Annotated in this window: 10 protein-coding genes and 1 pseudogene; 1 reads left to right on the top strand and 10 read right to left on the bottom strand. The window is 72.6% G+C overall.

Features of this window, described 5'->3' with window-relative positions; genetic code table 11:
• Positions 1-490 precede the first annotated feature (490 nt).
• From Apa02nite_RS44000 to Apa02nite_RS43990, 3 genes and pseudogenes are all read right to left on the bottom strand, one after another.
• Entirely contained in the window at positions 491-1,849 is a 1,359-nt protein-coding gene (locus Apa02nite_RS44000) for an MFS transporter (RefSeq protein WP_203830423.1), read from the bottom strand.
• Positions 1,850-2,152: 303 nt separating this feature from the next.
• Positions 2,153-3,016, bottom strand: a pseudogene (locus Apa02nite_RS43995) (alpha/beta fold hydrolase); the annotation flags it as partial.
• 74 nt (positions 3,017-3,090) lie between these two features.
• On the bottom strand, positions 3,091-5,322 hold the full coding sequence (locus Apa02nite_RS43990) for an ATP-binding protein (RefSeq protein WP_203830421.1): 2,232 nt from the start codon (positions 5,320-5,322) through the stop codon (positions 3,091-3,093).
• A gap of 149 nt (positions 5,323-5,471) precedes the next feature.
• Between Apa02nite_RS43990 and Apa02nite_RS43985 the strand changes: the two genes are divergently transcribed.
• Positions 5,472-6,002, top strand: a complete 531-nt coding sequence (locus Apa02nite_RS43985) for a snapalysin family zinc-dependent metalloprotease (protein ID WP_203830420.1) — start codon at positions 5,472-5,474, stop codon at positions 6,000-6,002.
• Between the two features lie 90 nt (positions 6,003-6,092).
• On the opposite strand, the gene Apa02nite_RS51620 is transcribed toward Apa02nite_RS43985, so the two are convergent.
• The 7 genes from Apa02nite_RS51620 to Apa02nite_RS43950 form a co-directional block, all read right to left on the bottom strand.
• Positions 6,093-6,497 carry an FHA domain-containing protein gene (locus Apa02nite_RS51620; RefSeq protein WP_239164981.1) on the bottom strand — a complete coding sequence of 135 codons (405 nt, stop codon included), beginning with the start codon at positions 6,495-6,497 and terminating at the stop codon, positions 6,093-6,095.
• Between the two features lie 272 nt (positions 6,498-6,769).
• Positions 6,770-8,038 carry a vWA domain-containing protein gene (locus Apa02nite_RS43975; RefSeq protein ID WP_067699437.1) on the bottom strand — a complete coding sequence of 423 codons (1,269 nt, stop codon included), beginning with the start codon at positions 8,036-8,038 and terminating at the stop codon, positions 6,770-6,772.
• A gap of 10 nt (positions 8,039-8,048) precedes the next feature.
• Complete coding sequence (locus Apa02nite_RS43970; RefSeq protein WP_203830418.1) at positions 8,049-9,344, bottom strand: PP2C family protein-serine/threonine phosphatase; 1,296 nt, start codon at positions 9,342-9,344, stop codon at positions 8,049-8,051.
• A 44-nt stretch (positions 9,345-9,388) separates the two neighbouring features.
• Positions 9,389-11,818, bottom strand: coding sequence for a serine/threonine-protein kinase (locus Apa02nite_RS43965; protein ID WP_239164980.1), 2,430 nt, complete (start codon positions 11,816-11,818; stop codon positions 9,389-9,391).
• Positions 11,815-13,008 carry a hypothetical protein gene (locus Apa02nite_RS43960; protein ID WP_203830417.1) on the bottom strand — a complete coding sequence of 398 codons (1,194 nt, stop codon included), beginning with the start codon at positions 13,006-13,008 and terminating at the stop codon, positions 11,815-11,817. Before Apa02nite_RS43960 ends, Apa02nite_RS43965 begins: the two co-directional genes overlap by 4 nt.
• A complete protein-coding gene (locus tag Apa02nite_RS43955) occupies positions 13,005-13,994 on the bottom strand; it encodes a glutamate ABC transporter substrate-binding protein (protein WP_203830416.1) in 990 nt (329 codons plus the stop codon). The genes Apa02nite_RS43960 and Apa02nite_RS43955 overlap by 4 nt, the downstream gene beginning before the upstream one ends.
• A complete protein-coding gene (locus Apa02nite_RS43950; RefSeq protein WP_203830415.1) occupies positions 13,991-15,298 on the bottom strand; it encodes a GlnX family signal transduction membrane protein in 1,308 nt (435 codons plus the stop codon). The genes Apa02nite_RS43955 and Apa02nite_RS43950 overlap by 4 nt, the downstream gene beginning before the upstream one ends.
• Positions 15,299-15,322 lie beyond the last annotated feature (24 nt).

The following is a 15,322-nucleotide window of genomic DNA, read 5'->3' as shown; positions in this document are numbered from 1 at the left end:
GGGCTAAAGGTGGGCTGGATCTCGAGCGGCGTCGGGTTCTGAGCGGGCCAGGGGGCAGGGCTGCGTCGGGTCCGGAGGGCGTCGGGTTCGGAGGTGCGCAGGGTCCGGAGGGCACCGGGTCCGGAGGGCACCGGGTCCGGAGGGCGTCGGGTTCAGAGGGCGATCGGGTTCGGAGGGCGTCGGGTTCGGAGGTGCGTTGGGTCCGGGGGTGGGCCGGGTCCAGGGTGCTCCGGGATTGGAGCGGCGCGAGGGTTGGAGGCGAGTTGGAGGACAGGAATGGGCCCCTGGCTTCGGGGGTGCGCTGAAACCAGGGGCGCATTGGAGGTTAGAGGTGCATTGGGTCGCGGAGGATGCGCCGGGGCAGCGGTGGGCTTGACGGTCAGGAACGTGTTGAGATCAGAGTTTGCGGATGTCAGGGACGTGTTAGAGACCGTGGGTGGCTGGACTTGGGGAGGTGGTCAGATTCGAGGGCCGGAATCACGGGCCGGGATCACGGGCCGGGATCATGGGCTGGGATCGGCGGTGGGCCGGGGTCGGGGAGGCTGGTTTTGTGCGGGGATCGGGGGGTGGCGGCGGCTAGTGGGTGCCAGGCTGCGATGGCTACCGCGACCATTGCGGATGCTGCGAGCCAGAACGGTGTGGTGATTCCCCAGAACTGGGTCAGCACCGCCCCGAGCAGCCAGCCGAGGGCCGCGCCGCCGGTTTCCAGCAGGGCGTGGACGCTGCCGACTCGGCCTCGCAGGCGGTCCGGCACGATGCGCTGCCGGATCGATGAGGCCAGTACGCCCCACACCGTCGTGTGCACTCCGAAGATCACGATGGCGCCGCCTGCTACCAGGGGGTTCGTGGTGATCGCCAGGGTCAGGTGGGTGAGCGCCTCGACGATCAGGCCGGCGCGCAGGACGGTAGCGGTCCCGAAACGGTGGGACAGCCGGGTCGCGAGACCGGCGCCGGCCAGGCCACCGACCGCGAACGTGGTGAGGAGGAAGCCGTAGCCGATGTCGGACAGGCCGAGGCGGTCCCGGGCATAGAGCACGAAGACCGCGAAGGCCGCGCAGAAGGCGACGTTCGCGACGCCCATCGCCAGGGCGAGGACCCGCAGCAGGCGATGCTGCCAGAGCCAGCGCAGGCCCTCGGCGATGTCCGCCCGCAGACCGCGCTCCGGGCTTGGCGCGGCGGGTTTGTGGTCTGCGGGCTGGTAGCGCTCCGGGTTCGGTGGCGTGGACGGGTTCGGTGGCGTGGACGGGTTCGGTGGTGGGGCGGAGAGGTGGTGGGTCGGCAGGGTGGCGATCAGGGCGGCCGCGGCCAGGAAGCTGACGGCGTCCAGGCCGAACGGGATTGCCGCGGCGGTGCCGTAGAGCCAGGCGCCGAGAGGTTTCGCGGCGAACTGGTTGGCGACGGTGAAGGTGGCGCTGAGGCGGGCGTTGGCGCGTTCCAGGTTCTCCGGTGGGACGACCGAGGGGAGCAGGGCGCCGTAGGCGGTGTCGGCCAGGGTTTCGCCGATGCCCAGGAGGAACCAGGAGGCGTAGACCAGCGGGACCGAGGCGGTGCCGGTGGCCACCGCCAGGGCCACCACCGTGAGGATCGCGCCGCGGAGCAGGTTGACCGTGACGAGCAGGCGGTGGCGATCCAGGCGGTCCACGAATGCGCCGCTGAACAGGGAAAACAGCAACCAGGGGAGTTGCGCGGCGAAGGCGCCGCCGGCGATCAGCGCGGGATTGTCGCTGAGCGTGGCGAGCAACAGCGGGCCGGCCACCATGGTGACCCCGTCGCCCAGGTTGGAGACCGCCGTGGCGGTCCAGAGACGTGCGAAACCCGCGCCGAGGCGCGGGCGTGGCAGGGCAGGCAAAAGTGCTCCTCGAGCCAAGGATGAACGGTCGGTGAGGACCGCTCGCGGCGAGGAGGCGGCGCCGGACGGCGTCTAGCGGACGGCGCGCTCCCGCGGCGAAGCGGCGGCCGTGTCCATGTGGAGGCGCATGCTCACTCCTTCATCTAAGAACGAACCCGCGACGAGGCGGGAGGACGAGCCCCGCGACGAGGCGGGAGGACGAGCCCCGCGACGAGGCGGGAGGACGAGCCCGCCCGCAAGCGGGCGGAAACGGAAGTGCGGGGAAGCCTAGTCGCAGCCAGGCATCCCCGCACTCCGATAAAATCAGGCGCCGTACGTGTTCAGGAACGCCAGCAGGTCCTCGCCGAGCTGCACCTTGTGCGTGTCGGTGATGCCGTGCGGGGCACCCGCGTACACCTTCAGCTCGGCGCCCTTGATCAGCGCGGCGGACGCCTTGCCGCCCACCTCGAACGGCACGACCTGGTCGTCGTCGCCGTGGATGACCAGGGTCGGGACGTCGAACTTGGCCAGGTCACCGCGGAAGTCGGTGGCCGAGAACGCGGCGATGCTCTCGTACGTGTTGTGGTGCCCGCCGGACATGCCCTGCAGCCAGAACGAGTCCTTCGCGGCCTGCGAGATCTCGATGCCGTGGTTGGCGCCGAAGAACGGGCCGGCGGCGAAGTCCTGGTACAGCTGGCCGCGGTCCTTGAGCGAACTCTCGCGGATGCCGTCGAACACCTCGATCGGCAGGCCGCCCGGGTTGTCCTCGGTCTTCAGCATCAGCGGGGGCACCGACGAGACCAGCACGGCCTGCGCGACCCGCGCGGTGCCGTAGTTGCCGATGTAGCGGGAGATCTCGCCACCACCGGTGGAGAAGCCGATCAGGGTGACTTCCTGCAGGTCCAGGTGGTCGATGACGGAGGCCAGGTCGGCGGCGTAGGTGTCCATCTCGTTGCCGGTCCAGGTCTGGTCCGACCGGCCGTGGCCCCGACGGTCGTGCGCGATCACCCGGTAGCCGTTCTGCGCCAGGAACAGCTGCTGCGCCTCCCAGCTGTCCGCGTTGAGCGGCCAGCCGTGGCTGAGCACGACCGGGCGACCGGTGCCCCAGTCCTTGAAGTAGATGTTCGTGCCGTCCGAGGTGGTCACGTAGCTCATGGGGATCCTTTCGTGGCGAGCGCCGGTCGGCGCCGTACTCCCATGTAATCAACCCATGCGCCGTTGAACCATGCAGAACGATATGCAGAACTTCTGCGTGCGGATCGTCAGCCGAGCTCGGCCAGCGAACGCTGGGCCAGTTCGCTCCGCCCCCGGTACCGCTTCTCGATCAGCAGCTCCACGGCGATCCGCAGGGACGGGCGGGCCTCGTCGCGCCGGCCGAGCGCCATCCGGGCCCGCCCGATCGTCAGGTGCAGCTCGCCCAGGTAGCCCGCGTAGCCGTACTCGGCCGCGAACGGCAGGGCCAGCTCGGCCTCACCGAGCGCCTCCGCCCAGCGGCCCGATTCGGCCAGTGCCTCGGTGGCGATGGTGTGCGCGCAGACCCGCGCGCTCAGTGCGGGCCGGGCGGCGACCGGCCGGAGCTCGATCTGCTCCAGCACGGCGAAACACTCGGTGATCGCCTCGTGGTACCGGCCCAGGTTGCTGATCCCGCGGGCGACGCCGAGCTGGGCCTGGACGTACCCGTCGTGGTCGCCGGCGACGTCGAAGAGCCGGAGCGCCTCGCGGCAGGCGGCGAGCCCCCGTTCGTCGTCACCGGCGTGCCGCCAGGCGTCGCCCGCGTAGCGCAGCGCCCAGGCCTGTTCCTTGACGTCACCCAGTTCGACCGCGACCCGGTGGGCGTCCAGCGCGATCTCGGCGCCCTCGTCCGGCCGGCCCCGGCAGTGGGTGGCCGCCCAGGAGAAGTAGTTGACGTGGGTGACCTCCTGCCGCCGGTCCGGGAGCTGGGCGGCGGCCGCCCGGGACAGGCCGTACACCTCGTACCAGTAGCCGGAGCGGACGTACTTGTCGGAGTACCAGTGCATCGCCTCGGCGACGTCCACGACCAGCTGGTACTGCCCGCCGCGGGAGGCGGACCGGAGCGCGCCGAGCCAGTTGGCGCGTTCGGCCTGCAGCCAGGCGTCCGCCTCCTCCTCGCCGGCCGGCGCGACCAGTCCGGTCCAGCCGTCCGGCAGGCTGCCGTACCCGGGCTCGAACCAGCGGCCCGCGACGATCGCCGTGGTCAGCAGCCAGTCGGACATCCGTTTCGCGGTGGCCGCCCGGGTGCCGGGCGGCTCCTCGTTGCGCAGCCGTTCCCCGGCGAAGAGCCGGATCAGGTCGTGGAACCGGTAGCGGTCCGGACCGGACGGCTGCAGCAGACCCAGGTCGACCAGCTCGTCCAGGCCGTCGGGGGCGTCGTCGAGGTGGGCGCCGGTGAGCACCGACGCGAGGGTGGCCGCGAAGTCCACCCCGGGCACGTGCGCGAGCCGCCGGAACAGCTCCCGGGCCGGTTTGCCGAGCTGGGCGTGCGACAGCGCGAACGCGGTGGCCACCCCGATGTCACCGGTGGACAGGTTGGCCAGCCTCCGGTCGGCGTCGGCGAGCCGGGTCACCAGGTGCTCGACGGTCCAGGCCGGGCGGGTGGCCAGCCGGGTGCCGGCGATCCGCAGCGCGAGCGGCAGATGCCCGCAGTACCGGGCGACCGCCTCCACCTCGGCGGCGGCCCGCGGGTCGGCGGCCTGCACCGCGATCGCCCGCAGCAGCGCGGCCGACTCGTGCGGTGCGAGCGGGGTCAGCGCGATCCGCTCCACCCCTTCCAGCCCGCCGAGCACCCGGCGGCTGGTCACCACGGCCAGGGACTCGCCCTCGCTGGGCAGCAGCGGCCGGACCTGGGCCTCGCTGCCGGCGTTGTCCAGCACCAGCAGGCAGCGCCGGTCGCGCAGGACCGCGCGCAGCTGGCTGGAGCGTTCGTCGTCGGTCTCGGCGATCCGCCGGGAGCCGACCTCGAGGGCGCGCAGCAGCCGGAGCAGCGCGTCACCGGTGGCTACCGGCTCCGCGTCGGTGCCCCGCATGTCGAGGTAGAGCAGCCCGCCCGGATAGCGGTCGCGGAGCTGGTCGGCGAGGCGGACCGCGAGGGCGGTCTTGCCGAGGCCGGGCTGCCCGTGCACCACCGCGACCGGCGCCGGGCCGAGACCGGCGAGCGCGTGCCGGCGCATCCGGTCCAGCTCGTCGGCGCGCCCGACGAAGTCGCTGATCGCCCGGGGGAGTTCGCAGAGCCGGGGTCGCCCGCCGGCCTGCGACCGCTGCTGTCGGGCTTCGCCCTCCAGCTCACCGAGCTGTTCCGGTTCCAGACCGAGGCCGCGAGCGAGGGCAGCGAGGGTACGGGTCTGCGGCGCCCGGCTGTGCCCGCGTTCCATGTCGCTGATCGCGCGGGCGCTCACCCCGGACGCCTCGGCGAGCTGCTCCATGGTCAACCCGGCGGCGTGCCGCAGCTCCCGCAACCTGCTCCCGAACTCCGACACGGGACAAGGGAACACCATCCGCACAGGATCGCGCAGCGGCGGACATCACGTGCCACTCAGGTGCGGACTGGTATGGGCGAATGCATCGATATCCATCAGTGTCGATCGTAGTGTCGACACATCCCTCAATCCCCCTGAAGGAGACATCGATGCTGTTGCGAAGAGTCGCCGCCGCCCTGGTCGCCGTGTTCGCGCTGGCCGGCGTGCAGCTGGCCGGGGCCACGCCGGCGCAGGCCGCGGTCAAGGTGCTCTACTACGACGCCAGCCAGGCGCAGGAGTTCATCGCGGTGGTGAACCAGGGCGCGCAGATCTGGAACGCCCGGGTCACCAACGTCCGCCTCGAACCGGTGACCGCCGGGCGCACCCCGAACATCCGGGTGTACGCCGACAACGGCTGGCCGCGTACCTACACCACGTCGCTCGGTAACGGCTACTGGTACATGGGCCGGGAAGCGGTGAACGACGGGTACTACAAGCCGCGGATCGCCGCGCACGAGTTCGGCCACATCCTCGGCCTGCCGGACCGCCGGACCGGGCTCTGCGCCGACCTGATGTCCGGCAGCAGCGCGCCGGTGAGCTGCACGAACCCGAACCCGAACGCCACCGAGGCGGCGACCGTCAACCGCAGCTTCGCCACTGCGGCGACGGTGGCCCCGTCCGCCTACGCCTGGGTCGGCTGACCAGAAACGGACCCCCGGGCCGGCCGAGAAGGCCGGCCCGGACAAAGGCCCGGACAAAGGGTCGGGACAAAAGGCCCGGAACAGCAAGAACTACGGCGCGTGCATCGTCAGCGTCGTCCAGATCCCGACGTGCACCTGGTCGCCGTCCTTCAGCGCCCGCGACTGCCCCGCCGTCAGCGGCTGCTCGTCGTCGTTGATGTACGTCCCGTTCGTCGAACCCAGGTCGGTCACCAGCCACACCCCGTCGATGTTCAGGGTGAGCAGCGCGTGGTTGTGCGACGCCCCCGGATCCGAATCGGCCAGGTCGATCTCCGGTGTGGTGCCCTTCGCCGAGCTCGCCCGCCCGATCCGCACCTGCGGCGGCACGAGCGTGACGAGCCGCTCGCCGGAATCGGCCGGGAACGTGACGCCGTCGGCCACGTTCAGCGCGAAGTACTCCGCGTCGGCGAACATCGTCGCGGTCCACTGCCCGGGCGCCACCGGCTCCGGCAGCACCTCGGTGAGCTGCGGCAGCTTCCCGGTGGTGTGGTCGTATCCGCAGTCCTCACAGAACCGCGCCGACCCGGCCCGGTGCGTGCCACAATTAGGGCATTCCTCCCCGGGCGAACCAGTCGAACCAGTCGAAGCAGGTGAACCAGGCGAAACGGTCGAATCGGGTGAAACGGAGGCCGGCGAGGAAGGAGCGACCGAACCGCCGATCTTCGCCCCGCACGTGTCGCAGTAGTCCGCCTCCGTCGAGGCGTGCCCGTTCGGGCAGGTGAACGAACTCACTGCGACCGCCCGACGCGGACCGTCTTGGTGCTCTGGGTGTCCAGGGCCATCTCGTCCGCGACGTTGACCTTGCGCCGAAGCCGGACCGTCCCGGTCGCCGCGTCCTCGATCTCGACCACCTTGGCCAGCAGGTCCTCGGTCGCGGTGTTGCCGCTCTCGTGGGCGAGCTGCGCGGCCCGGCCGAACTTGATGGTCGCGGTCCGCTCGTCGCCGGCGTCCCGGGCCACGATGCCCTCCTGGATCACCTCGGCCAGCTCGGCCTGCCCGGTGTAGTGCGCGACCTGCCGGTTGATCCGGGTGGAGAGCGCGGTGTCCTCGGTCCACACCGCCCGGACCAGTGACTGCGCGTGCACGGTGTCGTCCTCGACCACCGAGATCCGGGCGGCCAGCATCTCGTCGCCGGAGCTGCCGGCCGGCACGTCGATGCAGACGTGGTAGTCGCGGCTCTCCTGGCCCCAGGAGCCGAGCGGGTAGCGCCCGGCGCGCGGGCCGTCCTGGACCCGCTTGCCGGTCAGGTCCATCACCTGTGGCTCGACCTGCTTGACGAAGCGGACCGTGGCGTTGACCGGGGTCCACACCTTGAGCTGCACGTCCGCGGCGGTCTTGCCCATCGCGCCGGTGATCATCTGCTCGAACGAGGCGGTCAGGCCCTCCGGCCGGGCGACGATGTCGACGGTGCCCAGCATCGCCGTGGCGATCTTGCGGAGCTCGGAGACCTTCCAGTTCGTCCCGACGCCCCGGCAGTCGCAGATGAACTTTCCGGCGATCTGCTCGAGGATGCCCTCGAGGTAGCCGTACCGTTCGCCGTTGTCACCGTCGGTGAGCAGGATGGCGTGCTTGATGTCGCCGGGGCGCTGCTCGAAGAGCTGGGCGGCGAGCAGCAGCCAGGCACCCATCGCGGTGCCGCCGCTGGCCTGCAGCCGGTCGATCGCGCGGATCGCGTCGGCCCGGGTCTGCGGGCTCGACACGGCCAGCTGCCCGGGGTCCGGGAACAGCTGCTGCGCGGTGCTGACCCCGGCGATGATGGCGAACCGCACGCCGTCGTCGATGCAGTTCACCGCGGCCTTGGCGGCCTGCCGGGCGGCGAGCATCCGGCCCTCGGCCTGCATCGACCCGGACGCGTCGACGATGATGACCTCGGTCGCCCCGACGGCTCGGCGGCCGCCGCCGTCGCCGCCGGAGGAGGTGACGGTGACGATCGCGTTCACCTCGCTCGCACCCATCGCGAGGTACTCGTTCTGGAAAGCCTCGGCGCTGTAGGACACGAATTACTCCTTATGCTTCGCTGGGCTCGATGTCGCTTTTGCCGGCTTCGCCGCTGTCGTTCGTCTCGGCGTCGCCTTCGGCTTCCGCCTGGATTTCCGGGGATACGGGCACGAGGGCCACGGTGATGTTGTCCGCGCCTCCGGCGGAGTTTGCGTACGCCACGAGCGCCCGAGCGGCCTCGAGCAGCGGGCGAGGCCCGGTGGCGACCCGCAGCGCGGAGCGCACCGCGTCGCCGAAGTCGGCCGGGTCGGCCAGGTAGTTCCACAGCCCGTCGCTGCAGAGCACCAGGTGACCGTCGACGCGGGCGGTGAACGCGCCGACCCGCGGCGTGATCCGGCCGGCGTCCGCGCCCAGCCAGGCGGTGATCGCGTGCGCCTTCGGGTCGTTCATCGCGACCCGGGGGTCGGCACCCATCGCGATCACGTGCCGGGCCCACGAGTCGTCCTCGGTGAGCTGCTCGGCCGGGCCCTCCGGGCTCACCCAGTAGATCCGGCTGTCGCCGACCCAGCCGAAGCCGACGTGCGGCCCGCGCACCGCGGCGGCCACGATCGTGCAGGCCGGGTTGGACGCCTGGCGGCGCGGGTCACCCGTGCCGACCAGCGCGGCGACCGCCTCGCCGGCGCCCTGGATGGCCAGCCCGACCACCTCGGCGATCGGCAGCGCGGGCTCCGCCCCGGGCGGCTGCGTGACGTCCGGGTCACCGGCGTCGGTCGCGGCCTCGTCACCGGGCGCCTCGGTCGCACCGGCCTGGGCGGGGGCCCGGTCCGGGTGCTGGGCGCGGGCGAGCAGTTCGCCGGCGGCCTTCGCGGCCACCTCGGAGGCCACGTCCGGGTCGAACGACGACGAGACGCCGTCGCAGACCACCACGTCGGCCGCTTCCGCGCCGACCGCCAGCCACATGGCGTCCTCGTTGCGGTGGTGCCGCCGTCCACGATCGCTGACCGCGGCCGCCACCGCGTCGCCGTCCGCCTCGGTGTGGTCGCGGGGGCGCCCGGCGAGCATGCCGCACTCGTCGCAGTACCCCTCGGGGCCGACCGCGCCGGGCGTTCCGCAGTGCGGGCAGTCCCGGCCGCCCCGGGCCGGTGCCGCACCCGCGGCGGGACTCGCGGCGGCCGCGCTTCCCGCCGTACCGGAAAGGGCATCGGCCTCGCCGGAAGCCGGACCGGCACCGGACAGCGAACCGTCCGCCGTGGGGGAAACGTCGGCGGAGCCGGCGGCGTCGGTCAGCCGGCGCCCGCACGCCTCGCAGAACGCGGCGCCGGAGGCACGCCCCTCGGCGCACGAGTCGCACTCGGTCAGAATCAACTTGCCTTCTCTCGCAGGTGGTGCCTTGTCCAGGGGAGCCTTCACTAGGTGCGGGTGCGCGGCCGCGCCGCGTTGGCCAGATCGACCAGCCGGATCTTCTCCGGTCCGTGCGCGGCGCGGGCCATTTCCCGGTACGCATCCTCCAGCGCGAACCGGACGTCCTTCTCCCCGGTGTCCCCGGTCCGTGGCCCGCCGAGCACCGCGGCCGGGATCCGGGAGCCGCCGCGGAGCGAGGTTAGCGCCTGTTCCAGCAGCTCAGCCCGCAATTCGGCGAGTTGCGCCCGTTCCACCTCGAGCCGTTCGATGAGCGCCGCCGCGTCGGTCAGCGCCTTGATGTCGACGAGTGCCGACGGGTGCGGGCGGACCAGCGCCCGGACCGCGCCGACCTGCGAGATCGCGTACGCCGACGAGGTGCCCGGCACCCGCTGGTACGCCTCCACCGCCCCGGACCGGTCCCCGCCGAACAGCCGGCAGCGGGCCAGCCCGGCCGCGGCCGTGGTGTACGACGGATCGGTCCGGCTGACCACGTCGTAGTAGCCGGCGGCCACCTTCTGCCGCTCGGCCAGCTCCTCGGCGAAGCCCAGCGCCAGCTGCGGCGCGAGCTCACCGGGCAGCGCCGACCAGACCGCGTCGAACCGTTCCCGGGCCTTCGCCCAGTCCTGGCCGGCGAGCGCGAGCAGCCCGTCGTACCAGGCCAGCCGCCAGTCCGCGCCGTCGGCGCCGACGAACGCGTCGCGGGCCGCGACCGCGTCGCCGAAGGAGCCGCTCCGGGCGCCCAGGTCGATCTGCGCCCGGATCGCCCGCAGCCGCACCTCGACCGTCTCCTGCGGCGCGTGCTTGAGCAGCGCCAGGACCTCGGCCGGGTCGGTCACGGTGATCGAGGCGAGGAAGCCCGCCGCCGGGTCGGTCAGGTCGATCAGCGGGGTGGGCAGGTCCTGCCAGCGCGGCGCGTCCGACTTCAGGTCGGTGCGCAGCTCGCCGGTGAACACCTTGGACGGCGCCGGCTTCGGCGTGCCCTGCGCGGCGACCACCTGGCGCAGCACACCGAGCATCTGCTCCTGCATCTCGCCGGCGTCGACGAACCGGTCGTGCGGGTTCGGCCGGGTGGCCCGGTCCAGCAGCCGGTAGAACGCCTCGTGCGTCTTGTACAGCTCGAACGAGTCGCGGTCCGGCAGGCTCTCCTTGAACGTGCTCTGGTAGCCGCGGAAGTCGGTGGTCAGCACGGCCAGGGTGCGGCCGATCGTGTAGAGGTCGGAGGCGATCGACGGGCCGTCGGTGGCCATCTCCGGCGCCTGGTAGCCGACCGTGCCGTAGAGCGCCGCCTCCTGGTCGTCGACGTGCACCACGCCGCCCAGGTCGATCAGCCGCATCTGGTCGCCGGACTGGATCACGTTGTCCGGCTTGAAGTCGCAGAAGATCAGGCCACGCTCGTGCAGGTAGCCGAAGGCCGGCATGATCTCGATGACGAATTCCAGGGCCTGGTCCAGCGGCAGCGGGTCGGCCGCACCGCCGTTGGCCTGCATCCGGGACTTGAGCATGTCCTTGAGCGACTTGCCGCCGACGTACTCCATCACGATGTAGCCGGCGCCGTCGTGCTCGACGAAGTTGTAGATCTTGACGATGTTCGGGTGCTCGACCTCGGCCAGGAACCGCTGCTCGGCCAGCGCGGCCGCCAGGGCGTCCTCGTCACCGGAGTTCAGCAGGCCCTTGAGCACCACCCAGCGCTTCGAGACCCGCAGGTCGACGGCGAGGTAGACCCAGCCCAGGCCGCCGTGCGCCAGGGCGCCGGCCACCTCGTACTGGCCGCCGACCACGTCGCCCTTGACGAGTTTCGGGGTGAAGTTGAAGGCCTCGCCGCAGGACGGGCAGAACCCGGAGGTGCGGCCGGGTCGGTCGCCGTGCGACCGGCCGACCGGGTTGTTGCACTTGGCGCAGTACCGCTTGGACTCCGGCACCTGCGGGTCGGCCATCAGCGTGCTCGACGGGTCGACCTTGGCGATCGGGGTGATCTCGACGAGACCGCTGCCGAACCGGCGGCTGGATCCGGTGCGGCCGCTGCCGCGACGGCTTCCTCCGGTACGGGTGGAGAGCGACCCGGTGGTGCGCGAGGAGTGCTGGGTGCCGGAGCGGGTGCTGGCGGCGGTTGCCGTGCGCGGCTGAGGCACCCCGGACTTGCCGGCCGGGGCCAGCCCGCAGGTGTCGCAGTAGCCGTCCTCGATCGTGCCGTCGCAGCCCTGGCGGGCGCACTTGCCGGTGTCGGCGGCGGCGCTGGGCGCGGTGCCGGTGCTCCCCGCGGTGCCGGTGCTCGCCGTGGTGCCGCTGCTCCCTGCGGTGCCGCCGCTCCCCGCGGAGCCCGTGCCGCTGCCCGAAATTTCGGCTTTTGTCGGTGTTGATGAGGCTTTGGCGGGCGCCAGCCCGCACGTGTCGCAGTAGCCGTCCTCGATGGTCCCGGGGCAGTTCCGCTGGCATTTCATGACCGGGCATCCCTCGCGATCGTGGCGGTGAGCGCTTCCTGGTACGCGTTCAGCGCCGCGCGAGCCTGATCCAGCTCACACGGCGCGGAGTACAGCTGGGCCCGGGCCCGCTCGGCGAGCGGGGAGAGCCGCGGGTGCTCGCCGAGCCCGTGCCGCAGCGCCTTGGCCTGGTACGCGCTGAGCCGCCCCCGCAGCTCGTTGCGGTCGGCGAGCAACCGGTCGTTGTGCGCGGCGACGGTCTGCAGCGCGGCCAGCCGCTCCCGGGCCGCCCGGGACCACTGGGCGAGCCGCGGGCTGATCAGCGCCCACTGCCCGGCGGCCGCCAGAGCCTCGACGGCGGCCAGGTCGGGGCGCAGGTTCACCGGGCGCACCGTGGCGATCTGCGGGCCGGGGAACCGGCCGGCGGCCCGGTCGTACGCCTCGGCGGCGGCCCGGCCGGCCCGGTCCAGCTCGTCGGCCCGGTCGCGGGCCTCGGCCAGCCGCCGGGTGAGCGAGTCGCGCAGCTCGGCGGCCGAGGTGCGCTCCGCGTCGGCCCGGCGGACCAGCTCCCGGACCCGGTCGAGGATCACCGGATCGGCGCCGAGCGGGTCGGTGGCGAGCGAACCGGTGAGGTCGCCGAGCAGCCGGTCGGCCTGGTCGAACAGGGCGGTCGGCGCGCCGGCCCGGCGGGACAGCTCGCGGCCCCGGTCGATGCCGGCGGCGGCGTCCGCGGCGCCCGGGAGCAGCCGCTGCCACGCCTCGCCGGCCCGGGTGACCACGTCGACCGCGGTGCCGAACGCCTGCTCCATGGCGGCCAGCAGCTCACCCGGCGAGCAGGTGGTGGTCCGCTGGCCGGCGCCGAGCAGACCGCGCTGGGCGAGCGGCACGACGGTGGTGGACAGCAGGATCGACCGGCCCAGCACCTCGTGCAGGAACGCCGCCCGGTCCCGGTCGGTTAACCGCCGCTGACCGCGCAGCGCCTGGGCCCGCCCGATCGACTCGGTGAGCATCCGGTAGCCGTCCCAGAGGGTGGCGAGGGCGTCGCTCGCGTCGGCCCACTCGGTGGCGGTCCGGCCGGTCAGCGTGGTGGTGTCCAGGTTCTTGCGGTCGGCGTTGTCGTCCAGGTCGACCAGGTTCGTGGAGATGGCGTGCACGGCCGTCTCCAGGCGGGCCAGTTCGGCGTCGGCGGGTGCTACCGAAGGGTCGGTCATCGGTACTGGGCCGCCGGTGGCTGCGGGGCCGGGCCGAGCCGGCCCAGCCACTTCTCGTACGTCCTGGTCCAGGTGCCGTCCTGCCGCGCCTTCTCCAGCACCGCGTTGACGAACTGGGTGAACTCCGGGTCGTCGCGGTTGAGCGCCATCCCGTACGGCTCCTCGGTGTACCGGTCGCCGATCAGCTTCGCGTACGGGTCCTGGGCGGCCATCCCGGCCAGGATGGTGTCGTCGGTGGAGATCGCGTCCACCTCGTTCTGCTGGAACGCGACGAGGCAGTCGCCGAAGCTGGTGCGGGCCACCGCGATCGGCTTGGACTTCACCTTGCCGATGTTGTCGTACGACGTCGACCCGGCCACCGAGCAGACCTTCTTGCCGCCCAGGTCCTCCACGCTCTTCGCCGTCGAGTTCTTGCTGACCAGGACACGCTGGCCGGCCTCGAAGTAGATGGACGAGAAGTTCACGTCCTTCCACCGGGCGCAGTTCGCGGTCATCGTGTCGGCGACCAGGTCGACGTCGTTCTTCAGCACCGAGTTGACGCGCTGGTCGTACCCGATGACTTTGATCTGCAGTTTCTGCGGGTCGCCGAAGATGGCTTGCGCGACGAGGCGCCCCATGTCCACGTCGAATCCCTCGATCTGGCCGGTGATCGGGTTGCGCGAGCTGAACAACAGGGTGTCCTGGCTGGTGCCGAGGATCAGCCGGCCCCGCTTCTGGATCGCGGCCATCCGGCTGCCGGCCGGCATACTCCCGGCCTTCGGCAGCGCGCCGGACGGGCGCAGGCTGGCCCGGGCGTTGCACGGGGCTTCGGAGGCCGGTGCCGAGGTGGCCGGCGCGGCCTGCGGGTCACCCGGGCCGGCGCCGGTCGCGGAGCTGGGCGCCGGGGTGGCGTCGTAGCGCGGGGACGAGTCGCCGCCGCAGCCCGCCGCGGTGACCAGCACGGTCACGGTGGCGGCGGCGATCAGGGCGAGACGGGTACGCGTCATCGGTACTCCTCCAGGCGGGCGCGGATACCGATCGCGGCGAGCGCACACGCCGCGAGCGCGAGCAGGGGACCGAGCACGGTCAGCAGGTCCAGCCCGCTGCCGGCGTCCTCGATCTGGGTGGTGAAGGCGGCCTTGCGGTCGGTGATCGCCTCGTCCAGCGTCCCGGTCAGGTCGCCGAACGCCTGACCGGCCTCGGTGCCGACGGCCAGCTTGACCGCGCCGTCGTAGTCGCCGCCCTCGTCCAGCGCGCGCACCTTGTCGTGCACCGCCAGGTACGCGGTGTGCTGCTCTTCGGCCCGGATCATCAGGCCGGGGACACCGACCACCCGGTCGTCGCCGAAGTCGAGGGCGCCGGCGGTCCGGTCGAAGTCCGCCTCCTTGTCCGAGCCGCCCCGGGCGGCCAGGGTGAGCGCCTCGTCGGCCCGCTCGCCGAGCACCATGATCCGCATCTCGGCGAGCGCGGCGACCGGGCCGGAACCTTCCCGGTCGGCGCCGCTGAGGTGCGAGCGCTGGCTGGTGAACAGCACCGCGGTGGTCAGGATCAGCAGCCCGATCAGGCCGGTCGCGGCGACCAGCGGGACGTTGAACGTCCGGCGGGTGGCCCGGCTCAGGTAGACCTGGCTCCAGAACAGCGCGACGCCGAGCGCGACGAACAGCACCACCAGCAGCATCAGCCACCAGGAGCTGCGGGCCGCGTCGTACCCGGCGTCGACCTCGTCGCCGGCGCTGCGGAACAGCGCCTGCGCCTGCGGCTGCAGGGTGTCCCGGTTCAGCTGGGAGGCGGTGGAGAGGTAGGACGCGCCGATCGGCAGGCCCTGCCGGTTGTTGGCCCGGGCCGTGGCGACCAGCGCCGAGTACTTCGCCAGGCCGGTGGCGAGCGCCTCGACCGAGGTCGCCGCGTCGTCGCCGTCCGGGATCAGCCGGGCCGCGTCGGTCAGCGCCGTGGCGGCGCGGGCCAGGTCGTCGTCGTAGCGCCGGGTCAGCTCGACCGGCTCCAGGCCGCCGGCCAGGAACGCCTGCGCCGCGGTGGTGTCCGCGTCGGCCAGCGCCGAGTAGATCGTCTCGGCCTCGACCAGCAGCGGCTGGGCCCGGTCGGCCAGGCGGGTGGTGCCGGCCGAGGCGGAGTGCGCGGTCAGCCCGGCGACCAGGCCGGTGAGCAGGCCGAGGGTGAGCAGGGCGGCGAGGATCAGCTGGAGGCGGCCGGGGGAGTGCTGCCGCAGGTTGCCGACCCGGCTCAGGACGCCGCTCGCCGGTGGCGTGTATCGCGCGGCCGGCGGGGTCCGTTGCGCCAGGGCTGTGGTCACGCTTGCCTCCGTACGGCGGGGTGG

Origin of the sequence: Actinoplanes palleronii, from assembly GCF_016862315.1 — a bacterium.
Classification (GTDB): domain Bacteria; phylum Actinomycetota; class Actinomycetes; order Mycobacteriales; family Micromonosporaceae; genus Actinoplanes; species Actinoplanes palleronii.
The sequence above is the reverse complement of the archived record's forward strand: the minus strand, read 5'-3'. Positions and strand labels throughout refer to the sequence as shown.

Excerpts from the sequence above, each read along its gene's own strand:
- Apa02nite_RS43955 (WP_203830416.1), bottom strand. The coding sequence starts at position 13,994 with ATGACGCGTACCCGTCTCGCCCTGATCGCCGCCGCCACCGTGACCGTG.
- Apa02nite_RS43960 (WP_203830417.1), bottom strand. The coding sequence starts at position 13,008 with ATGACCGACCCTTCGGTAGCACCCGCCGACGCCGAACTGGCCCGCCTG.
- Apa02nite_RS43965 (WP_239164980.1), bottom strand. The coding sequence starts at position 11,818 with ATGAAATGCCAGCGGAACTGCCCCGGGACCATCGAGGACGGCTACTGC.
- Apa02nite_RS43985 (WP_203830420.1), top strand. The coding sequence starts at position 5,472 with ATGCTGTTGCGAAGAGTCGCCGCCGCCCTGGTCGCCGTGTTCGCGCTG.